Origin of the sequence: Pseudomonas yangonensis, assembly GCF_009932725.1 — a bacterium.
GTDB lineage: Bacteria > Pseudomonadota > Gammaproteobacteria > Pseudomonadales > Pseudomonadaceae > Aquipseudomonas > Aquipseudomonas yangonensis.
The window spans coordinates 57,007-79,164 of the sequence record NZ_BLJU01000002.1 but is presented as its reverse complement, the minus strand read 5'-3'; the positions used below and the strand labels follow the sequence as shown (position 1 = coordinate 79,164).

Sequence of the window (22,158 nt, the reverse complement as noted above, 5' to 3'; positions counted from 1 at the left end):
CGGCGAAAACCCGGATAATGGCGGCCATTTCGTTTTGCTTGCCGGTGCCGCTCCATGGAAATCAAGGTCAACTTTCTCGACAACCTTCGCCTCGAAGCCAAGTTCGATGACTTCACGGTGATCGCCGATCAGCCGATCCGCTACAAGGGCGATGGTTCGGCGCCGGGGCCGTTCGACTACTTCCTGGCCTCCTCGGCGCTGTGCGCGGCGTACTTCGTCAAGCTGTACTGCCAGACGCGCGACATTCCCACCGAGAACATCCGCCTGTCGCAGAACAACATCGTCGACCCGGAAAACCGCTACGCGCAGATCTTCAAGATCCAGGTCGAACTGCCGGCGGACATTTCCGAGAAAGACCGCCAAGGCATCCTGCGCTCCATCGATCGCTGCACGGTGAAGAAGGTGGTGCAGCAGGGTCCCGAATTCATCATCGAGGAAGTCGACAACCTCGACGCCGATGCCCAGGCGCTGCTGATGCCGGTGAGTGACACCACCACCTACATCCCGGGCAAGGACCTGCCGCTGGAGCAGACCATCGCCAACATGTCGGGCATCCTCGCCGAGCTGGGGATGAAGATCGAGATCGCCTCCTGGCGCAACATCGTGCCCAACGTATGGTCGCTGCATATCCGCGACGCGCAGTCGAACCTGTGCTTCACCAACGGCAAGGGCGCGACCAAGGAGAGCGCCCTGGCCTCGGCGCTGGGCGAGTTCATCGAGCGGCTGAACTGCAACTTCTTCTACAACGACCAGTTCTGGGGCGAGGACATCGCGAGCGCCGAGTTCGTCCATTACCCCAACGAGCGCTGGTTCAAGCCGGGGCCGAAGGATGCGCTGCCCGAGGAGATCCTCGACGAGCACTGCCGCGCCATCTTCGATCCGGACGGCGAGCTGCGCGCCTCTCACCTGTTCGACACCAACTCGGGCAACACTGCGCGCGGCATCTGCTCGCTGCCGTTCGTGCGCCAGAGCGATGGCCAGACGGTGTACTTCCCCAGCAACCTGATCGAGAACCTGTACCTGTCCAACGGCATGAGCGCTGGCAATACCCTGGCCGAGGCGCAGGTGCAATGCCTATCGGAGATCTTCGAGCGGGCGGTCAAGCGCGAGATTCTGGAGAACGAGCTGTGCCTGCCGGACGTGCCGCAGGACGTGCTGGCCAAGTACCCGGGCATCCTCGCCGGCATCCAGGGTCTGGAGGAGCAAGGCTTCCCGGTGCTGGTCAAGGATGCATCGCTCGGCGGTGAATTTCCGGTGATGTGCGTGACCCTGATGAACCCGCGCACCGGCGGCGTGTTCGCTTCCTTCGGCGCTCACCCGAGCCTGGAAGTAGCGCTGGAGCGGAGCCTTACCGAACTGCTGCAGGGCCGCAGCTTCGAGGGCCTCAACGACCTGCCGCAACCGACCTTCGACAGCCTGGCGCTGACCGAGCCGAACAACTTCGTCGAGCACTTCATCGACTCCAGCGGCGTGGTGTCCTGGCGCTTCTTCGGCGCCACCCCGGATTTCGAATTCGTCGAGTGGGATTTTTCCGGCGAAGGCGCCGACTCCAACGAGCAGGAAGCCGCGACCCTGTTCGGCATCCTCGAGGACATGGGCAAGGAAGTCTACGTTGCCACCTATGACGACCTCGGCGCCAGCGCCTGCCGCATCCTGGTGCCGGGCTACTCGGAGATCTACCCCGTCGAGGACCTGATCTGGGACAACACCAACAAGGCGCTGCTGTTTCGCAAGGACATTCTCAATCTGCACGCTCTGAGCGACCGCGAACTCAAGTCACTGCTGCGCAATCTCAACAACACCGAGGTCGACGACTATACCGACATCACCACGCTGATCGGTATCGAGTTCGACGACAACACGGTGTGGGGCCAGCTGACCATCCTCGAGCTGAAGCTCTTGATCAACCTGGCGCTGAAGAAATACGACGACGCCAAGGAGCTGGTCGAGGCCTTCCTGCAGTACAACGACAACACCGTCGAGCGCGGCCTGTTCTACCAGGCGGTCAACGCGGTGCTGGAGATCCAGCTGGACGACGAGCTGGAGCTGGCCGACTACGAGCACAACCTGCGGCGCATGTTCGGCAACGAGCGCATGGACGCGGTGATCGGCTCGGTGGACGGTAGCGTGCGTTTCCATGGCCTGACCCCGACCAGCATGAAGCTCGAAGGCCTGGACAAGCACCTGCGCCTGATCGACAGCTACAAGAAACTGCACGCCGCCCGCGCCAGGGCGGCGGGTCTGGCCGGCTGAGCATGGCCGGCCAGGCCGTCGCCGCGCTGATGCTCGCCGCGGGTTACAGCCGCCGCTTCGGTGCCGACAAGCGCCGGCTCGTGCTCGCCGATGGCCGCTCGCTGCTGGCCGCCAGCCTGGCTCTGCCTTGTTCTATGCTCGAAGACGTCTGGCTGGTGCTGCGTCCGGACGAAGCGCTGACAGAGCTTGAGCTGCCAAAGGGCGTGCATATCGTGCAGAACCCGGCCACCGCCCAGGGTATGGGCCATAGCCTGGCCGCAGGGGCCGAGCGCCTGCTGGCCGAATCGCGCGCTGGCGCCGTGGCGATCTTTCTTGCCGATATGCCGTCGATTCGTCGCCACAGCCTCGAGGCGCTGATGGCCTGCGCCGCCCCGGACCGCATCGTGCTGCCCAGCCATCAGGGCAAACGCGGTCATCCGGTAGTGTTCGGCCGCCATTTCTGGCCGCAGCTCTCGGCGCTTGCTGGCGATACTGGCGCTCGTGAGGTATTGCAGCAGCATGCTGAGTCCGTGCGTATCGTCGAGCTGGACGACCCAGGCGTACTGCAGGATATCGACACCCCGGCCGACCTGATTCGGTTCTAGGTCCGCAGGCTCGCCACAATGCAGACGGCGGGTTTCACCCGCCCCACTGCCCAGTCTGACGCAACAGCACCTCACTCAACGCCTGCGCCGCGCTGGACAGCTGATGCCCGGCCTGGTGCAGCAGGCCGACACGCCGCGTGACCTGCGGCTCACCCAGCGGCAGACAGCGCGCGCCCAACTCCTCCATCTGCTGCCGACACAGCTGCGGCACCGCGCTGACGCCCAGACCTTCGGCGACCATGCGCCCTACCGTGACCAGCTGATGGCTCTCGAACGCCACCGGCAGCCTGCCGTGGCGGGCGATCACGCTGTCTTCCAGCAGCAGGCGCACAGCCGAGGGCCGCTGCAGGGTGATGAAGGGCCGGTCGAGCAGATCCACCCAGCTCAAGGCCTCGCGCTCGGCCAGCTCGCTGTTGGCCGGCACCACCGCGACGAAGCGATCCTCGTACAGCGGCGTGAACTGCAAGCCGTCGAGGGTCGCCGGCTCGAAGGCGATGCCCAGCTCGACGCGGCCGTCGCGCACCATTTCCATCACCTGCTCGTTGATCACGTCGTGCACCGCCACGTTGACCCGCGGGTAGGCGTCACGGAAGGCGCGCAGCGCTGCCGGCAGGCGATTGCCGGCGAACGACGGCATGGCCGCCACCGCCACCTTGCCCATTTGCAGGGTGAAGTGCTGGCGCAGCAGGTCCTCGGCGTTGTCCCAGTCGGCCAGCAGACGCACGGCGATGGGCAGCAACGTCTCGCCCTCCGGCGTCAGCGCCACGCTGCGGGTGGTGCGCACCAGCAACTGGCCACCAAGAGATTGCTCCAGGTTCTTGATCGCCAGGCTCAGCGCCGGCTGCGACAGGTGCAGGCGCTCGCAGGCCTGGGCGAAGCTCAAGCTCTGCGCCACGGCGAGAAAGGCGCGTAGCTGCTTGACGGTCATTGATTTATTTACCTGATCAATCAAGAGGAAAAACAAACTTAACAAATAAGCCTGTAGCGCAGAAGCTTGGCCCAAACAGATAACAACAAGAGGCAGCCCCGAATGAGCGGACTCGACAAACGCGTCGGCAGCTATGCAGAAGCCCTGGACGGCCTGCAGGACGGCATGACCGTGCTGGCCGGCGGTTTCGGCCTGTGCGGCATCCCCGAAAATCTGATCAATGAGATCCGCCGTCGCGGCGTGCGCGATCTGACCGTGGTGTCCAACAACTGCGGCGTCGACGGTTTTGGCCTCGGCGTGCTATTGGAAGACCGGCAGATCCGCAAGATGATCGCCTCCTACGTCGGTGAGAACGCCCTGTTCGAGCAGCAGCTGCTCTCCGGCGAGCTGGAAGTCGAACTCACCCCGCAGGGCACCCTGGCCGAGAAGCTGCGCGCCGGCGGCGCCGGTATTCCCGCCTTCTTCACCGCCACCGGCTACGGCACCCCGGTTGCCGAAGGCAAGGAGGCGCGCGAGATCAACGGCCGTCACTACATCCTCGAGCCGGCCATCACCGGCGACTTCGCCATCGTCAAGGGCTGGAAAGCAGACCACTTCGGCAACGTGGTCTACCGGCACACCGCGCAGAACTTCAACCCGGTGGTCGCCACCGCCGGGCGCATCACCGTGGTCGAGGTCGAGGAGATCGTCGAGCCCGGCGAACTCGATCCGACGCAGATTCACACCCCCGGCATCTATGTCGACCGGCTGATCTGCGGCAGCTTCGAGAAACGCATCGAAAAACGCACCCTGCGCAGCTAGCAGGTTGTTGAAAACGTTAACGAGGCAGCCGAGACAAGGCAAAAGCAGGCGAAAAAGCGGAGTTTACGAGCTGTAAATGAGCATTTTGAGCCTGCTTTTAACGCCGTATCGGCAACGCAGGTAGTTTTCAGCAGCCTGCTAAGAGGATAAAGACCATGGCATTAACCCGTGAACAAATGGCCCAGCGCGTGGCTCGCGAGCTGCAGGACGGCTTCTACGTCAACCTCGGCATCGGCATTCCCACCCTGGTCGCCAACTACGTACCCGAAGGCATGCAGGTGATGCTGCAGTCGGAGAACGGCCTGCTCGGCATGGGCGCCTTCCCCACTGAAGACGAAGTGGACGCCGACATGATCAACGCCGGCAAGCAGACCGTCACCGCGATCAAGGGCGCGGCGATCTTCGACTCGTCGCAGTCCTTCGCCATGATTCGTGGCGGCCATGTCGACCTCACCGTGCTCGGCGCCTTCGAGGTGGACGTGCGCGGCAACATCGCGTCCTGGATGATCCCCGGCAAGCTGGTCAAGGGCATGGGCGGCGCCATGGACCTGGTGGCCGGTGCCGACAACATCATCGTCACCATGACCCACGCCTCCAAGGACGGCGAATCCAAGCTGCTGGAGCATTGCAGCCTGCCGCTGACCGGCTGCGGCTGCATCCGCAAAGTGCTGACCGACCTGGCCTATCTGGAGATCGAGAACAACGCCTTCATCCTGCGCGAACGCGCGCCGGGTGTGAGCGTCGAGGAAATCGTGGCCAAGACCGCCGGCAAGCTGATCGTCCCCGAACACGTGCCGGAAATGAGCTTCTAAGTTGTCTACCGTTCTGTAGGCGCCACCACGCACGGCGCCTACAGAGCGTTTTTCTACATTGTGGGAGGGGCTTTAGCCGCGACAAGAAAGGCTCGCCGCTAAAGCGCCTCCCACAATACGCGGCCCACCCGCCAAGAGGATTTCCCATGCAAGACGTCGTCATCGTCGCCGCCACACGCACCGCCATCGGCAGCTTCCAGGGCAGCCTGGCCGAGATTCCCGCCCCAGAACTCGGCGCTATCGTCATCAAGCGCCTGCTCGAACAAACCGGCCTCGACGCCGCTCAGATCGATGAAGTCATCCTCGGTCAGGTGCTCACCGCAGGCTCCGGGCAGAACCCCGCACGCCAGGCCGCCATTCGCGCCGGCCTGCCGCATGCCGTGCCGGCCATGACCCTGAACAAGGTCTGCGGCTCTGGCCTCAAGGCCCTGCACCTGGCCACCCAGGCCATTCGCTGTGGCGATGCCGAGGTGGTGATCGCCGGCGGGATGGAGAACATGAGCCTGGCGCCCTACGTGCTGCCCAAGGCCCGCACCGGCCTGCGCATGGGCCACGCCCAGATGCTCGACAGCATGATCGTCGACGGCCTGTGGGATGCCTTCAACGACTACCACATGGGCATCACCGCCGAGAATCTGGTGGAGAAATACGGCATCAGCCGTGAAGCGCAGGACGCCTTCGCCGCCGAGTCGCAGCGCAAGGCCGTGGCCGCTATCGAAGCCGGTCGTTTCGATGCCGAGATCACTCCAGTGCTGATCCCGCAACGCAAGGGCGACCCCGTCGCCTTCACCCGTGACGAGCAGCCACGTGCCGGTACCACCGCCGAATCCCTGGCCAAGCTCAAACCGGCGTTCAGGAAGGATGGCAGCGTCACCGCCGGCAATGCCTCCAGCCTTAACGACGGCGCCGCCGCCGTACTGCTGATGAGCGCGGCCAAGGCGCACGAGCTGGGCCTGCCGGTGCTGGCGAAGATTGCCGGCTACGCCAACGCCGGTGTCGACCCGGCGATCATGGGTATCGCCCCGGTGTCGGCCACCCGTCGCTGCCTGGACAAGGCCGGCTGGAGCCTGGCCGATCTGGACCTGATCGAAGCCAACGAGGCCTTCGCCGCCCAGGCGCTATCGGTCGGCCAGGAGCTGGGCTGGGACGCCGACAAGGTCAACGTCAACGGTGGCGCCATCGCTCTGGGCCATCCCATCGGCGCCTCGGGCTGCCGCGTATTGGTGACCCTGCTGCACGAGATGATCCGCCGCGACGCCAAGAAGGGTCTGGCCACCCTGTGCATCGGCGGCGGTCAGGGCGTGGCGCTGGCTATCGAGCGCAATTAAGCAACCCGAACACCGTAGCCCGGATGCAATTCGGGCTACGCAAACAGCTCGGCCTCGTGCCGGAATGCTGTTCACTTAAGAACGGTCAAACACGATTAGTCCCCTCGCCCCTCTGGGGAGAGGGTTAGGGCGGGCCGCGTACGGAGAGGGGAAATCGGCGGTTTCGGTGTTTTTGGCCCTCTCCCCCAGCCCCTCTCCCATGAATGGGAGAGGGGGAGCAAAACGTGTGCAACCTTAAGTGAACAGCGTTACCGCCTCGTGCCGGGCTTTGTCATATCCACTGCAACACCCAGGCTTAGCCAACCTCCAAATGCCTGGTCAAAGCCCTTACACAACCATAAGAAAGAGGCACCTTCGATGTTCAACTCCCTCACCCGCATGAGCGTGGGCCTGGTACAGAAGTACCTGCCCTCGCCCTTCGTTTTTTCCACCCTGCTCACCCTGGGCGTGCTGATCGCTGGCATGACCGCCACCGGCCAGTCGCTGCCGGCCATGGTGCAGCACTGGAGCGGCGGCTTCTGGACGCTGCTCGGCTTCGCCATGCAGATGGCGCTGATCTTCGTCACCGGCCACGCCCTGGCCAGCGCGCCGATCATCAACCGCCAGCTCGACCGCCTGGCCGCGATCGCGCGCACGCCGGGCCAGGCGATCATCATGGTCACCCTAGTGGCGCTGGTGGGCTGCTGGGTCAACTGGGGCTTCGGCCTGGTGATAGGCGCAGTGTTCGCCCGCGCCCTGGCGCGCAAGGTCGCAGGCGTCGACTACCCGTTGCTGGTGGCCTCGGCCTACTCGGGCTTTCTGGTCTGGCACGGCGGCCTCGCCGGTTCGGTGCCGCTGTCCATGGCCACCGGCGGCCCCGATCTGGCACGCATCACCGCCGGTGTACTGACCGAACCGGTGAGCATCACCCAGACGCTGTTCAGCCCGCTGAACCTGACCATCGTTGCGCTGCTGGCGATCGGCCTGCCGCTGCTCAACCGCGCCATGCATCCGCGTCAGGGCGCCAAGGTGGCCGACCCGGCCAAGCTGGTGGAATCGCAGGCCGAGCTGCCGGCCCGTGAAACCCCGGCGCAGCGCCTGGATGACAGCCGCATCCTGGGTCTGGCGCTGGTGGCCATGGCCGGCATCTACCTGTTCAACCACTTCGCCAGCAAGGGCTTCGTGCTCGGTCTGGACGTGGTCATCGCCATCTTTCTGTTCAGCGGCCTGCTGATGCACGGCACCCCGGAGCGTTACATGCGTGCGGTGGACGAGAGCGTGCGCGGCATCGGCGGCATCGTCCTGCTGTTTCCCTTCTACGCCGGGATCATGGGCATGATGATGGGCGCCAACGCCGACGGCATCTCCCTCGGCCGGCAGATCACCGAGGCGTTCATTTCCTGGTCGTCGGCTGACACCTTCCCGCTGCTGGCCTTCCTCAGCGCCGGTGTGGTCAACGTGTTCGTCCCCTCCGGTGGCGGCCAGTGGGCCGTGCAGGGCCCGATTATGCTGCCGGCTGCCCAGGCCCTGGGCGTATCGCCCACCGTCACCGCCATGGCGATTGCCTGGGGCGACGCCTGGACCAACATGATCCAGCCGTTCTGGGCGCTGCCGCTGCTGGGCATCGTCGGCCTCGGCGCGCGCGACATCATGGGCTACTGCCTGATCATGCTGCTGTACTCGGGCGTGGTGATCTGCGGCGCGTTCTATCTGCTCGGCTGAGCATGCAGCGATGACCGGGCGGTGATCTGCTTCGGCCCATGCGGACCAAATCTGGTGGGCTAAAGCGGATCGCCGCCCAGCCCACCTTACTGGCTAAGCGTTCACCTTTTTACCCTCTCGCGATCAACTCCCTGTGAAGCCTCGCGAGCTAGAGCGATGCAAGGCAGAAGGAGGCGAGCAACGGTCGGAGTCGCGGGCGACTGTACTTTTGTACATGAGCATTCGACCGGGCTGGCGCTCCAGCCTGCTTCTAACGCAGCAGCGCCGACGCGCAGCAGGCTGTGCCTAACTTAATCCCCCATCAGCCCCTGGGCCTTGGCCATGGCCACCGCCTGGGTGCGCCTTTGCACACCGAGCTTGACGTTGATCCGCCGCGCATGGGTCTTGACCGTGTGCAGCGAGATGAACAGGCGATCGGCGATTTCCTGATTGGAACAGCCCTGGGCGATCAACTGCAGCACTGCCAGCTCGCGCGAGCTGAGCAGCGCGGTGCCGGCGCTGGCCGGTTCATCCAACCGCGGCGCAGGCTCGAATAGACGCTGATGCAGGCTTTGCCCCACCTCCCCTGGCAACATACGATCCAGCCACTGCCCTTGGCGCTGTTGCAGCTCCTGCAAGGGTCGCAGCAGGCGTAGTTGCCGCGCCTCGCCGATGGCCTGCTGCAACAGGGCATCGGCCTGTTCCACCTGGCCCTGTACCAGCAGCGCTTCGGCCAGGCTGACCCGGCACTCACAGGCAAGGCTGCGATGTCCGGCGAGCTGGCTTTCGTCCAGCAACAGGCGCAGCGCATGCTCGGCAGCCGCCTGATGACCGAGCAGCAGGTCACTGATCGCCAGACAATGGCGCAGACGCGGCAGCAAATCATAGAACTCGGACGGCGCCAGCTGCTGGCGCTGCTGCAAATGCTGCAGGGTCTGGGCGAACAACTCGCGCGCGCGCCCGGTCTGTCCCTGACGCAGCAGCAGACGCCCCGCCTGCAGCCGCAAAACCGAGCGGTAACGCACTTCCGGCACATGCGACCACTGCATGGCCCGCTCGGCTTTCTGCAACCACTGATGCGCTTCTTCAAGATCACCACGGCTCTCGGCCAGCTCCAGCAATCCCAGGTAGCCGGAAATGATGTAGGCATCCTCGCAATGTTCGGCTTCCTGCAGCCCCTGGCGATACGCCTGCTGCGCCGCCTCGTCCAGGCCTTGGCGCGCCAGCAGGCTGGCCCGTACCAGCAACAGGCGGGCAACCACCGGGCTGTGGTTGAAGCGTTCTCGCAACAGCGCCAGCGACTGCTCGGCCAGCTCGGCCGCGCGCCCGGCCTCGCCACGCATTTGCAACAACAGGCAGTGATCGGTATTGAGCAAGGCTTCGTAGATCAGGCTGCCACGCAGCCGCGCCAGACGCAGGCCATGATCCAGCGCCTGCTTGGCCTGTTCCAGGGCATGTTCGGCCATATGCTGCTGGGCCAGTGCCTGATAACAGAGCACGCGCTGCGACCAGCTGTCATCGTCAAGCATTTGCAGCGCCTCTTCGCAATGTCGCCGGGCATCGCGGCGCCCACACTGACGCGCCAGCACGCCCATCAATGCCTGCCAGTGGGCGATCAGTTTGCGCTGACGTCGCGCATCGGGCTGCGGCATGAAGTGCGTCAGCCCCTGGATGCAGGTACTGGCTTCGTCGAACCGGGCACAAATGATCAGCGCCCAGGCCTGCAGCACGATCAGCCGCGGAGAACTGGCGAACAGCCAGTCCGGCAGCTCCTCGCGCCATTGCAGCAGCTGCGCCACCGAGTGCCCCTGCAACAGTTGCTCCTGGCTGAAGCGCTGCAGGTAATTGACCGCGACCTCGACCTGACCCGCCTGCAAGGCATGTTCGACCGCCTCGCGGATATCGCCATGCTGAGCGAACCACTGGCAGGCGCGCACATGGATCGAGGCCGGTGCCGGAGCGCCCGGCAAGCGCCGCAGCACATCGGCCAGCGGTCGCCACAGACGGAACCAGCTACCACTGCTGTCCAGGCTGCGAATGAACAACTGACGCCGTTGCAGCTCGCTCAGCAACAAGGTACCGCGGCCTTCCAGCAGGTGCTCGCACAGCGACCGGGAAAAACGTGGCAGCAAGGCCAGCGCATGCAGATCGCTGCGCAGCTCTTCGTCCAGATCGGCCAGCACCTCCCGTTGCACGTAGTCATGCAGCACCGGGCAACCATCCTGCAAGCGCTGCCGCAGCGCGTCCTCGTCGGCATCGAGCAACAGCAGACGAATCGCCGCCAGCCACCCCTCGCTGCCCTTTAGCAGGGCCTGCCGAAGGTCATCGGCCAGATCCACCTGCAGCGTTGCCAGCAGCTCGTCGAGCATCGTATTGTCCAGCGCCAGCTCCTCGCCCTTGAGCTCCAGCAGATCGCCCTCCAGCAGCAGGCGCGGCAGATTCCAGGCCGGCGTCCGGCGGCTGGCGACCCACCAGGTGACCTGCGCCGGCGCTGCGGCGAACAAGCGATCGAAGCAGGCATCGAGCGCCTCGTCGGCCTGCCGCGGATAGTCATCGACAAAGATCCACAACCGCCCTGCCCGCTCATGCAGACGGTCGATCAGAGCGGCTTCGCTGACATCCTCGCCCGACAGCTGCATGGCAGCAGCCAGCCGCTTGCACAGCTGCGCGGGGCTCAGATTGCGCCCGGCAAGATCGAGCCATACCCGCTCGATGGCGGCAGGCGTGTGTCGCGCGCACTGGCCAAGCAGCACGCTCTTGCCGGTACCGGCAGGCGCGCAGAGCAGGCGCAGGCGCGACTCGCTGGCGAGCAGACGCTGCTGCAGGGCGGGACGGGAAACCACACAGGGTGGCAGCCGCGGCAGGTCTGCAGGTTGCACCTGCAGCGCACTCGTACGGGCGATGGCAAGGGTCGGCATGGCAGCGGTTCTCTCTGCTTGTCATTGTTGAACCACTCAGCGATGGTACCCCGCTGACCGCGCGCGACCACCCCTTGGCGCTTATGGTGCGAGATTCACGTGAGAGAGGCGCGCGCACAAAAAAGCCGGCGGCGCACAGGGCGACACCGGCTTGCTTCGGCTTGCTTGGTGGTCAGCGCACGCCGGCGTTGCGCAGCGCTGCCGGGGTGAAGTCCTTGGCCGAGGCCTGAGTACCGTACTGCACGGCAGTCTTTTCCTCATTGGCCATGCCGATGGCGATATAGCGTCCGGCGATCACGTCATACAGTGCTTCGAGCGCGTATACCGGCACCTTCTTGTCGTACTGCTGGAACAGCAGGGCCTCACCGACGCGCCACATCTGCCCCCGACCGTCGTAATGCTCGGACAGGGCGATCTGCCAGGAATCCTCATCCACGTAGAAGCGCCGCTTGGCGTAGATGTTGCGTTCGCCACTCTTGAGCGTGGCCTCGACCTCCCACACACGGTGCAACTCGTAACGAGCCAGATCCTGGTTGATATGGCCAGCCTTGAGAATGTCGCTGTACTTCACCTGCGGCGAGGCCAGCCGGTAGTTGTTGTACGGGATGAACGCCTCGCGCTTGCCGACCAGCTTCCAGTCGTAACGATCCGGAGCACCGCTGAACATGTCGAAGTTGTCGGTGGTACGCAGACCATCGGCTGCAGTGCCCGGGCCGTCGTACGCCACCTGCGGGGCACGCCGCACGCGACGCTGGCCGGCGTTGTAGATCCAGGCCATGCGTGGTTCGCGAACCTGATCCAGCGAGTCGTGCACCAGCAGCACGTTGCCCGCCAGGCGCGGCGGCGCGGTGACCCGCTGCTTGAACAGCAGCAGGGTGTTTTCCGCCTTGGCCGGGTCCATGTCGGGAATGTTGTCCGGGAAGGCGACCTCATCCTCGAAATTGACCAGCGTGTAGGATCCATTGGCCTGTGGCGAAGCCTGGACGATGCTGCGGCGCAGGTTGCCGCCGCGATAGCGGGTGATGTGGTTCCACACCACCTCCAGGCCGCTCTGCGGAATCGGGAACGCGTAGTAACGGCTCTGACCGAAGTTGGTCAAACCGTTACCGCCTGCCACCAGCCCGGTGTTCAGCGCACTGGTCTTGGCCGCGGCATAGATGTTGTCCGGCACCGCGGCGCTGCGGTGGGTCGGGTATACCGCCATGCGGTAGCTTTCCGGATAACGCTGGAACATCGCCAGTTGTCCCGCAGTGAGACGGTCACGGTACTGATCCAGATTCTGCGCGGTAATGGTGAAAAGCGGCTGCTCGCCCGCGAAGGGGTCACTGAGAAAACCGCGGGCGTCCACCTGCCCGGCATCGGCCGCCAGGCCACCGTCCCAGGCGGGGATGGTGCCGGCAGCATTGCCGGCCATCTCCGCGCCCAGCGGGGTCAGGCTGTTACCGAGCTTGGCCGCTTCCTGCTCGCTGACCGCGGCCATCACGCCGCTGGCCAGCAGGCTCAGGGAAAGTGCGCCGAGCATCTTCAGGGTTGTATTCATCTGCATTCCTCAACTGATCCTGATGGCCTAGAAGCTCACGCCGAAGCTGAGCGCCAGGAAGTCGCGGTCGACCGCGACGTTGTAATCGCCGCCGAAGAAGTCGGTGTACGACAGGCTGGCGGTGTAGGTATTGCGGTAGTCGGCGTCGATACCGAAGCTGATGGCCTTGGCACCCTCGTTGAACAGGCCGTTGGGCCCATAGCCGTCGACGTCGTGCGACCAGGAGATGTTCGGCTTGAGGTTCACTCCGGCGAAGACGTTGCTGTACTCCCAGATACCGCGAACTCGATAGCCCCAGGAGGTACTGGTGGTGAAGCCGTGGGTGTCGCCGTTAAAGCCGTAGGCGCCGAACAGCGAATCGCGGCCATAGCGCAGGTCCTCGCGACTCTCCAGCCCGCCGACGTGGGCCATGCCGATCTCGCCGACCAGGGTGAAGCGCCCCGCACCCATCACCTGATCGAAGAAGTGGGTGAAGCTGGTCTGCAGCTGAGTGACTTCCTTGCGCCGGTAGCCGACGTTGTCCTGGCCGGGGCCGGCCGTGACCGGCGCCGTGCCGGGAGCGATGGGGTTGAGCAGGCTCAGGGTCATGTCGGTGGTGTTGATCTGCAGCGGCAGATTGGGCCGATAGCTGATCTCGCCACTCCAGGCCGTGCCGGTGGGCAGCGTGGTGGAGAAGCTCAGCCCGTAGAGGCGTATATCCTCCGGGTACTCCAGATAGTAGCGGCCGTTGCCAAGCATCACGCTCTGTGCCAGACCGGCACCACTTCCCGGTGCGATGCCCTCGGCGGCGCCGATGATCCCCGGCAGCGCCGCCAGAGTCGCCAGGCCGGCGTTCTGCGTGCCGACGATCGGCGTGCGACTGTGATAGTTGATGAAATAGGCGCCGTACTCGGTCTCGTCACCCAGCCAACGCAACGCCAGACCCCACTGGCCACTGTCGCGCGCATCACGATCACCGGCGCGCGGCAGGATCACCCCTTCGCTGTCGACACGAAAGCCTTGACCGAACGCAGCTGCGACCGGCTGCAGCGGTGCGATGGCCGGCGAGCCGATGTGATAGCCGCTGTCGCAACCGTCGGCGGCTACGTCGGCGGTGGAGAAGAAGGTGCCGCAGTTGTCGAGGATGGTCTGGTCCCACTCCAGCTGGTAGAAGGCCTCCATGCTCAAACGGTCGGTGAGGCTCTGCGAAACGTAGAGCATGTTCACCGGAATCAGGCCCTCCTTGATCTCCGCACCAGGGCGACGGAAGGCGGCCACGTCGACGGGGTTGATCGAGTTGATGCTGTTGCCGATGAAGGTGCTCTCGCCCCAGCTCACCACCTGTTTGCCGACCCGTACCGTGCCCGGCAGATCGCCGATGGCGTAATTGTGGTAGAGGAAGGCGTCGAGAATTTCCGCCCCGGCGGACTTGGCCCCCTCCTTGCGGTTGTGGTCGCTGATGTCCTTGAACAGGCGGCTTTCGTCCTTGAGCTCGAAGTCGTACCAGTACTTGCCGCGCACAAAGACGCCGGTATCGCCGTACTTCAGCTCCAGGTCGTGAATGCCCTTGAAGATCTTCGAGAAGGTCTCGCCCTTCTTGAAATTCAGGCGCCCGTCATCGCCAGTCTGCGCCTGGCCCTGGCCACCATTGTTGGGGCCGATCAGGTCACGATCGGGGCTGCGCATCGACCAACTGGCACCGATCGACAACGCGCTGTCGAACTGCCCTTCGATCTCACCGATATTGAAAGTGACGGCCTGCGCCGGAGCGGCGAAACCGACGGCGACGGCCAAAGCCAAGGTGTGCGGCTGGAATAGTCCGGGCCCTGTTGTTGTTGTCATGCGGGTCTCCTAGGTATTGGGTACTGCAGCGCCAACCCTAGGCGGGGAACAGGCCCCGGATAAGCGCACCAAGGAGGGATTTCACCTGTCGCCCGAAAGGATGAACGGCGCCCTGAAACGGGCGCACGCGGGCCGACCTCAGCTTGCTGAATGACGGACCATCAGGCGGGTGGGGAACTATTTGCAGGCAGACACCGATGACTCTGCCAGAGGACGAAGCGAATGGCGTCCTGAAGAAGGGGCAGAGCCTGGGGCCAGGCTCTGCCAGGTCGATCAGTTGCCGCTGGCTGCCAGTTCGCGCAACAACACTTCGTGGAACAGCGCCGGCGCTTCCACCTGCGGCGAATGGCCGAGCTCCGGCCACTCCACCAGTTTCGCCTCGGGAATCGTCTCGGCAGTCTTGCGCCCCAGTTCCGGGTAATTGCCAAGACGCTTGGCGACATCCTCCGGCGCACGGTTGGCGCCCGGTGCGGTGCGATCCTTGCCGCCAATCAACAGCAGGGTCGGCGCCTTGATGTTGGCAAACTCATGCACCACCGGCTGGGTGAAAAGCATCTCCGCCGTCTGCGCCTGGTTCCAGGCCACGATCTCCTTGCCCGGACCGCTGTACATGCCGTTGAGCATATCGACCCAGCGGTCGTACTCGGGCTTCCACACGCCGTTGTAGTAGAACTTCAGCTGATAGTTCTTGATGCTCTCGTAGGAGGTCTTCAGCTCGCCCTGATAGAGCTGATCGACCGTCACGTAGGGCACGCCCTCGGCCTGCCAGTCCTCCAGACCGATGGGGTTGACCAGTACCAGCCCTTCCACCCGATCGGCATGCGCCAGTGCGTAGCGCGCGGCCAGCATGCCGCCCATGGAGTGGCCGATCACCGTGGCCTTCTCCACCCCCAACGACTCCAGCAGCGCATCGGTATTGCTGGCCAGTTGGCCGAAGCTGAACTGATAGCCGCGCGGCTTGCTCGAACTGCAGAAACCGATCTGATCCGGGGCGATCACACGGTAGCCGGCATCGCTCAGTGCCTTGATGGTCGCCTCCCAGGTGGCGCCACAAAAGTTCTTGCCATGCAGCAGCACCGCCGTGCGGCCATTGCCCTCGCCGGCTGGCTTCACGTCCATGTAGCCCATCGACAGCTTCTGCTGCTGCGAACTGAATTCGAACCGTTCGATGGGATGGGGATAGTCGAAGCCTTCCAACTGCGGGCCATAACCGGCCTGAGGTGCAGCCTGGAGCAGGGAGAGGGGAAGGAGGCTGGCGGAAAGTGTCGCGATGAGCAGGGATTTCTTCACGTGCGCATTCCTATGGCGGTTTCGCGGCTGAACGCCTGCTACGGCCAGGCGCAGACGTCACTGAGCTGGCGACTATAGCAACCACCCTGCTGCGCCAACGCGGCAATGCTTTTCCGAATGTGAACGAAACGTCTGAGATAGAGCCTTCGTAGCCTCAGCGCCAACGGTCCAGCAGGTTTACCGTCAGGCGATCCAGCCAGCCCCAGAGGCGCTGTTGCGCGCGGCGCCACCAGGGGCGCCGGCGCCAGTCGTCGAGCGTGATCTCGCGGCTGTTACCGAAGTCCTCGATGAAACTGGCCGCCACCGCCTTAGCGAAGGCCGGATCGAGAGCCTCGACGTTGGCGTCGAGGTTGAAGCGCAGGTTCCAGTGGTCGAAATTGCACGAGCCGACGCTGACCCAGTCATCCACCAGCACCATCTTCAGATGCAGGAAACGCGGCTGGTACTCGAAGATGCGCACGCCGGCCCTAAGCAGCTTTGGGTAATAGCGCTGACCGGCGAAACGCACCGGTGGATGATCGGTGTTGCGCCCGGCCAGCAACAGGCGCACCTCGACACCTCGGGCCGCCGCGCGGCGCAGGGCACGGCGAATTTTCCAGGTGGGCAGGAAGTACGGCGTGGCCAGCCAGACGCGCTGCCTGGCGCCTCGTAGCGCGCGCAGCAGTGAAAGCAGAATGTCGCGATGCTGCGCCGCATCGGCATAAGCGACACGCCCGAGACCGACGCCGGCTGGCGGACATTCGGGCAGGCTCAGCGCAACCGGCTGATGACTCGGGCGCCAGGAAAACCGTGCACGCCAGAGTTGCTCGAACAATTGCTGCCAGTCGCCCACCAGCGGCCCCTCGATTTCCACCATGGCTTCGTGCCAGGGGCTGCGGGCTTCATCCGGCAGCCAGAACTCGTCGGTGGAACCGGTGCCGCCCACGTATGCCAGACACTGATCCACCAGCAGCAGCTTGCGGTGATCGCGGTGAAAGTTGCGGATGCCACGCCGCCAACGCACCGGGTTATACCAGCGCAACTGCACCCCCGCGGCCTGCATGCGCTCACGCAGCGCGGCCCCCAGGCGGGCCGCGCCAAAGGCATCGAACAGGCCGCGCACCGTCACCCCACGCTCAGCCGCCCGGCACAGGGCATCGACCAGACGCTCGCTGCAGCGCCCGTCCTCGATCAGGTACAGCTCGATCTCCACCTGCCGCCTGGCGCCCTCGATGGCTGCCAGCATGCGCGGGAAGAACGCCGGCCCGTCCAGCAGCAACTCGAAGCGATTGCCACCGCGCCAGGGAAATATGCGGCCGCGCTTGTGCACGCTCAACGCGCCGTGAAGATCAGCACGGCACCCACCGGCACCGACAGGCTGATGGCCGGCAGGTCGGCGAGCTTGCGTAGCGCCTCGATGCCACTGCCCAGGGCGAAGTCCTCGGCGTGCAACACCAACGGCGCCAGGGTCACGACCTGAAAGCGGCGATCATCTAGGCGGGTCACCAACAGCTCGCTGTCCAGCTGTTGTGTGCGCTCGTTAAGGGTCAGCTGCAGCGGCATACGCAATTCCAACTGCGCGCCGGGCGCCAGGTCGGTGAGTTGCGGCAGCTCGACCTGGGCACTGACGCGCGCCTCGGGCAGACGCGAGGTGTCGAAGAGCAGGGTTCGCAGTCGTTCGTCACGCAGTGGGATGCCGGTGCTCAGCGAGTCCAGATCCACACGCAGGCGCACACGTCCATCGGCGGCGATCTGCCCGTGCAGGGTGAGGAAGCGATGCACCTCCGACTGGCTGCCGGAATGGGTGGAGATGAACGACAGCCGCGAGGACTCGTTGTCCAGATACCAGTCGGCGTGAACGGGCAAGGCGGCAGCAAGCAACAGGGCGAGGAGCGAACGGCGCATGAAAACTCGATAAAGGCATGACCAGGCGGCAACGATAGTCGCCAAGGCCGGCGTTGCAAAGCAAGACGCGCCTGGCTCCCCTCTCCTATTAATTTTATGGGGGCACGCCTGGTGGAGAGGGGTTGGGGGGGAGAGGGCCGGCTCTACTCGTTCGGCAACAACTGGCAGCCCTGCCGCTCGCCCAGCCATACCGCGCTGTGGGTGCGGCCCAGCCCGCTGGCGGTCACGCGCCTGGCGTTCTCGTCATCGAGCAGGCTGCTGATCGGCACGTACTGCTTCACATAGCCCTCGCAATAGGCCGCCGGGTTACCACTGACGTAACGGCAGGAGCAATACTCCTTGGCCGTGTAGGCACCGATGATGTCGGGAAACGCCGCCAGATGCGCGCGGTTCGGCCAGGCCCAGGCCAGCAGCAGGATCAGCAGCAGCGCCAGCATGCTGAGGATCGGGTGACGACGAATCATGGCTGCACCTCCGTGGCGAAGGCCGCCTGCACGCGTTTGAGCAATTCGTTGTGCTGGAAACTGCGGTCGCGGTCATCGGCGTAGCGCACCACCACCAGCTTCTCCTGCGGCATCACGTACAACCCCTGCCCCCAGTGGCCCAGCGCGGCGATGGTGTCGGCCGGCGCATCCGGCCAGGGCCGCGCGGCGCCCGGCAACTCGGCATTGAGCCACCAGTGCCCGCCCGGCACCGCGTCGCCCGGTGCGAAATGCTGTGGCTGATAACCGGCAAACGGCGTGGAGACGAAATCGACCCAGGCCGTCGGCAGCAACTGGCGCTCGCCCCAACGTCCGCCGCGCTGCATCAGCAGGCCGACCCGGGCCAGGTCACGCGCGCTCAGGTAGGCATAGGACGAGGCGACGAAGGTGCCGCTGGCATCGCGCTCCCAGGTCGCGCTGGTGATGCCCAGCGGCTCGAACAGCGCCGTCCAGGGATAATCGGCATAAGCCTGGTCGCCAACCATGCCGCGCAACGCGGCAGCCAGCACATTGCTGTCGCCACTGGAGTAACGGAAGCGCACGCCAGGCGCGGCATCGGTCTCATGTGCGGCGGTGAACGCGGCCATGTCGGCGCGGCCACGGGTATAGAGCATGGCCACCACCGAGGATTTCAGCGGCGCGTATTCGTAGTCTTCCTCCCAGGCCAGGCCCGAGGCCCAGTTGAGCAGGTGGCCGATCTTGATCTGCGCATGCTCGGCCATCGCCGGGTAGTACTGCGCGGCCGGCGCATCGAGCTTGAAGCGCCCTTCGCCATAGGCCACACCGAGGGTGGTGGCGAGCAGACTCTTGGCCATCGACCAGGTCAGGTGTGCGGTCTGCGCCGTGGTGGGCTCGGCGTAGCGCTCGTAGACGATCTGCCCGTCGCGTATCACCAGCAGGGCATCGGTACGCACGCCCGTGCGCTCGACGTCATCGCGCTCGGGAAAGGCGTACTGCTCCAGTTCGGCCAGCGCGGCGCTGTCGATACGGGGTTGGCTCTGCCAGTCGGGTTGCGGCCAGGTTTCCGCCAGAGCGGCGCTGGCAGCCAGGCTGAGAGCGAGCGCCAGGCTCAGTCGGCGAAGCAAGGAAGTGGGCATGGGCGGCCTCGATCAGAAATCGTGGCGCACCCTAGCATGGCGAAGATGACGGCTTGAAGGGCCTGTTGCGCCATCTCCGCGGCTCTTTCGGGCAGCGCGCCTCTGCCGTTACTTGGGCAGTTGATAATCCTCGGGCCCCATCAGATCGAGACCGCATTCGAGGTTCTCGATCCAGTAGAGAAAGGCGCTGATCATTTCCGCGCCGACGAAGGGCCGGCCGTGCTGCGGCACGATCATTTCCACATCCATTTCGCGCACCATCGCCGCCCACAGGCGGCAGGCCTTGTTGCCGGCCATGTAGCGGCGATGGAAGCCCTCCATGTTCGGCACGTGGTTGACGAAATCGCGCACCGGCGTAGCGTCGTCGACCATCGAGGCGCCCATGTCGCCGGAGAAGAGGATCTTGCTCACCGGGTCGTACACCTGGAAGTTGCCCACCGAGTGCAGAAAGTGCGCCGGCACGGCCTTGAGCGAGCATTTGCCGAGCGGAATGCTCTGGCCGCGATCAGGCAGGGCGATGATGCGGTCGAAGGTGTTGATGCCGCGGCTCAGCACCAGGTAGTTGGCCGTCAGGTGCGGCAGAAAGCGCGCCCACAGCTTGGAGCAGATCACCCGCGCGCGGGTGTGCAGCAGCCACTTGTCCAGCGAGGCGATGATGTCAGGGTCCTGGTGCGAGGCGAAGATGTAGGTCAGATCCTGCACCGGAATATGCTTGGACAGCTCCAGCGACAGCGGTGTGTAGGTCAGGTCGCCACCCGGATCGAGCAGCAGATACTGCTCGTTGTCGGTGATCAGAAACTGGTTGGACTGCACGCCTTCGCCGCTGACCAGGTCATCGAACATCAGGCATTGGTGGCTGCCGTTATCGAACAGCACGATGGGCTCGCGGCGCATGGAAACCTCTTGGATGATTCACCAGGCAACCTTATGCGCGCCTCAGCCAGCCGGTACTGATATGGATCAACAGCCGGCGACAATCTGCCGCGCTTTCTCCAGGCGTTTAGCGCGCGCCGCCTCGGCAATACGCAGCAAGCCCCTGTCACGCCGCCACAGTTCCGCCCAATGCGTCGGCCCGGTCGCCAGAGCGGCCTCGACCTCGTCGGCCAAGGCCTGCTGCTCCGCGAAAAGGCCGGCCAGCAGCAAGTGTGTGGTCGGCGCATTGGGCGCCTGCCGCGCCACCTCGGCGCACCCGGCGAGCAGCGCCTGCAGACGCAAGAGCAAGGCGTCCGGCCAGTTACATTCACGGCCGATGCCGAACAGCCAGGCGCTCACCGCTGTGAGCACGTGCACGTCCTCCAGGGTTCGAAAGGGTTTCACGTAGTCGTCCCAACCATCGCCGGCCAGGCGCTCGCTCTGCGCCTGCTGCAGATGCAGTCGCGCATGGCCGATGTCCGGCATCAACGGCAGCGCAGGCAGTGGCTCGATACGCACGCCCGGTGCCCCCTGGCGCACCACACCCAGGGCAAGGCGTGGCGGTTGTCCCTCGCCCTCCTCGCGCGCCGCCACCAGCAGCCAGTCGGCGCATTCGGCGGCGGTGACGAAATCCTTGCGACCGCTGATCTGCAGGCCTTCGATGCGCGTGGTCATGTCGGCAGGTCGCGTGCTGCGACTCTCCGTTACGCACAGCGCGCCGGCCGTCCAGGGCGCCGCCGGCCAGAGCATGCGCAGCGCCGCCTGATAGCCGGCAAGAAAGGCCAGGCCCGGCGTGGCCGCCTGCAGACCGCCCAGCAAAGCGAGCTCGAAAGGCTGCGGCGTGCCGCCCAGTCGCGCCAGCAGACGTGCATACCAATCCTCCAGCCCGGCTTCGGCAGTCAGACGCTCGATGGGCTGAAACAGGCTCGACCAGGGCATCGCGGCTCTCCTCGTGGGCAGCTTCCGACTGCCGTCACACAAGCATCAAAAAAGCTTCACGGTGGTGACACCGCAGCTACCTAGCCTGAGCTTGCCCAACAAGATCGACCGGCTGCAAGCACCCAGCCGGCACACGGAGGATCTGGCATGACTCAAAACGCTCGCCGTCTGCAGGCCGAACGCCTGCAAGGCCCCGCCGCCCTGCGTGAAGCTCAGGCCTTGCGCTATCGCGTGTTCAGCGCAGAATTCGACGCCAAGCTCAACGGCGCCGAACTGGGTCTGGACATGGACGACTACGATATCCACTGCCGCCATATCGGCGTGCGTGACCTGGAAAGCGGCCAGTTGGTAGCCACCACCCGCCTGCTCGACCACCAGGCCGCCGCAGGCCTGGGGCGCTATTACAGCGAAGAGGAATTCGCTCTGCACGGCCTGGCCGGCCTCGAAGGCCCGGTGCTGGAGATCGGCCGCACCTGCGTCGATATCGCCTACCGCAACGGCGCCACCATCGCCGTGCTCTGGAGCGAACTGGCCGAAGTGCTCAACGAGGGCGGCTATCGCTACCTGATGGGCTGCGCCAGCATCTCCATGCAGGACGGCGGCATCCAGGCCCATGCCGTGATGCAGCGCCTGCGCGAGCGCTACCTGTGCACCGAGCACCTGCGTGCCGAACCCAAGCACCCACTGCCGCAGCTGGATCTGCCGGGCAACGTCATCGCCGAAATGCCGCCGCTGCTCAAGGCCTACATGCGCCTGGGCGCGAAGATCTGCGGCGAACCCTGCTGGGACAGGGACTTCCAGGTGGCCGACGTGTTCATCCTGCTCAAGCGCGACGAGCTGTGCCCGCGTTACGCCCGGCACTTCAAGGCCGCAGTCTGAACCCGGTTGC

At 64.9% G+C, this 22,158-nt stretch carries 18 protein-coding genes; 7 read left to right on the top strand and 11 right to left on the bottom strand.

Going from position 1 to position 22,158, the window contains the following annotated elements:
* Positions 1-54 precede the first annotated feature (54 nt).
* Together GYB81_RS01930 and GYB81_RS01925 are read left to right on the top strand one after the other, a co-directional pair.
* Positions 55-2,253 carry an OsmC domain/YcaO domain-containing protein gene (locus tag GYB81_RS01930; protein ID WP_161864607.1) on the top strand — a complete coding sequence of 733 codons (2,199 nt, stop codon included), beginning with the start codon at positions 55-57 and terminating at the stop codon, positions 2,251-2,253.
* Between the two features lie 2 nt (positions 2,254-2,255).
* Positions 2,256-2,837, top strand: coding sequence for a nucleotidyltransferase family protein (locus GYB81_RS01925; RefSeq protein ID WP_161864608.1), 582 nt, complete (start codon positions 2,256-2,258; stop codon positions 2,835-2,837).
* Positions 2,838-2,871: 34 nt separating this feature from the next.
* Here GYB81_RS01925 and GYB81_RS01920 read toward each other — a convergent pair whose 3' ends face one another.
* Positions 2,872-3,765, bottom strand: a complete 894-nt coding sequence (locus GYB81_RS01920; protein WP_161864609.1) for a LysR family transcriptional regulator — start codon at positions 3,763-3,765, stop codon at positions 2,872-2,874.
* 102 nt (positions 3,766-3,867) lie between these two features.
* Between GYB81_RS01920 and GYB81_RS01915 the strand changes: the two genes are divergently transcribed.
* The 4 genes from GYB81_RS01915 to GYB81_RS01900 all read left to right on the top strand — a co-directional run bounded on the left by GYB81_RS01915 (position 3,868) and on the right by GYB81_RS01900 (position 8,407).
* Positions 3,868-4,566, top strand: a complete 699-nt coding sequence (locus GYB81_RS01915; protein WP_161864610.1) for a CoA transferase subunit A — start codon at positions 3,868-3,870, stop codon at positions 4,564-4,566.
* 155 nt (positions 4,567-4,721) lie between these two features.
* On the top strand, positions 4,722-5,378 hold the full coding sequence (locus GYB81_RS01910; protein WP_161864611.1) for a CoA transferase subunit B: 657 nt from the start codon (positions 4,722-4,724) through the stop codon (positions 5,376-5,378).
* Positions 5,379-5,524: 146 nt separating this feature from the next.
* A complete protein-coding gene (locus GYB81_RS01905; RefSeq protein WP_161864612.1) occupies positions 5,525-6,706 on the top strand; it encodes an acetyl-CoA C-acetyltransferase in 1,182 nt (393 codons plus the stop codon).
* A 357-nt stretch (positions 6,707-7,063) separates the two neighbouring features.
* A complete protein-coding gene (locus GYB81_RS01900; RefSeq protein WP_161864613.1) occupies positions 7,064-8,407 on the top strand; it encodes a short-chain fatty acid transporter in 1,344 nt (447 codons plus the stop codon).
* 290 nt (positions 8,408-8,697) lie between these two features.
* Here the strand turns inward: GYB81_RS01900 and GYB81_RS01895 are convergent, their stop codons facing one another.
* The 10 genes from GYB81_RS01895 to GYB81_RS01850 form a co-directional block, all read right to left on the bottom strand.
* A complete protein-coding gene (locus GYB81_RS01895; protein WP_161864614.1) occupies positions 8,698-11,304 on the bottom strand; it encodes a LuxR C-terminal-related transcriptional regulator in 2,607 nt (868 codons plus the stop codon).
* Positions 11,305-11,476: 172 nt separating this feature from the next.
* On the bottom strand, positions 11,477-12,844 hold the full coding sequence (locus GYB81_RS01890; protein WP_161864615.1) for a DUF1329 domain-containing protein: 1,368 nt from the start codon (positions 12,842-12,844) through the stop codon (positions 11,477-11,479).
* A gap of 27 nt (positions 12,845-12,871) precedes the next feature.
* Positions 12,872-14,665 (bottom strand): DUF1302 domain-containing protein, encoded by a 1,794-nt coding sequence (locus GYB81_RS01885; protein WP_161864616.1) that lies wholly within the window; start codon positions 14,663-14,665, stop codon positions 12,872-12,874.
* 273 nt (positions 14,666-14,938) lie between these two features.
* Entirely contained in the window at positions 14,939-15,955 is a 1,017-nt protein-coding gene (locus GYB81_RS01880) for an alpha/beta fold hydrolase (RefSeq protein WP_161864617.1), read from the bottom strand.
* Between the two features lie 154 nt (positions 15,956-16,109).
* A complete protein-coding gene (locus GYB81_RS01875; RefSeq protein WP_438810694.1) occupies positions 16,110-17,264 on the bottom strand; it encodes a phospholipase D-like domain-containing protein in 1,155 nt (384 codons plus the stop codon).
* A gap of 2 nt (positions 17,265-17,266) precedes the next feature.
* Entirely contained in the window at positions 17,267-17,839 is a 573-nt protein-coding gene (locus tag GYB81_RS01870) for a YceI family protein (protein WP_161864619.1), read from the bottom strand.
* A 143-nt stretch (positions 17,840-17,982) separates the two neighbouring features.
* Entirely contained in the window at positions 17,983-18,303 is a 321-nt protein-coding gene (locus GYB81_RS01865) for an amidase (protein ID WP_161867393.1), read from the bottom strand.
* Positions 18,300-19,418: a serine hydrolase domain-containing protein gene (locus GYB81_RS01860; RefSeq protein WP_161867392.1), complete on the bottom strand. Its 1,119-nt coding sequence runs from the start codon at positions 19,416-19,418 to the stop codon at positions 18,300-18,302. The genes GYB81_RS01865 and GYB81_RS01860 overlap by 4 nt, the downstream gene beginning before the upstream one ends.
* Before the next feature lie 108 nt (positions 19,419-19,526).
* On the bottom strand, positions 19,527-20,312 hold the full coding sequence (locus tag GYB81_RS01855) for an oxygen-binding di-iron domain-containing protein (protein ID WP_161867391.1): 786 nt from the start codon (positions 20,310-20,312) through the stop codon (positions 19,527-19,529).
* Positions 20,313-20,378: 66 nt separating this feature from the next.
* Positions 20,379-21,269: an acyl-CoA dehydrogenase family protein gene (locus GYB81_RS01850; RefSeq protein ID WP_161867390.1), complete on the bottom strand. Its 891-nt coding sequence runs from the start codon at positions 21,267-21,269 to the stop codon at positions 20,379-20,381.
* Between the two features lie 147 nt (positions 21,270-21,416).
* Between GYB81_RS01850 and olsB the strand changes: the two genes are divergently transcribed.
* Complete coding sequence (gene olsB / locus GYB81_RS01845) at positions 21,417-22,148, top strand: L-ornithine N(alpha)-acyltransferase (protein ID WP_161867389.1); 732 nt, start codon at positions 21,417-21,419, stop codon at positions 22,146-22,148.
* The last annotated feature ends 10 nt before the right edge of the window (positions 22,149-22,158 follow it).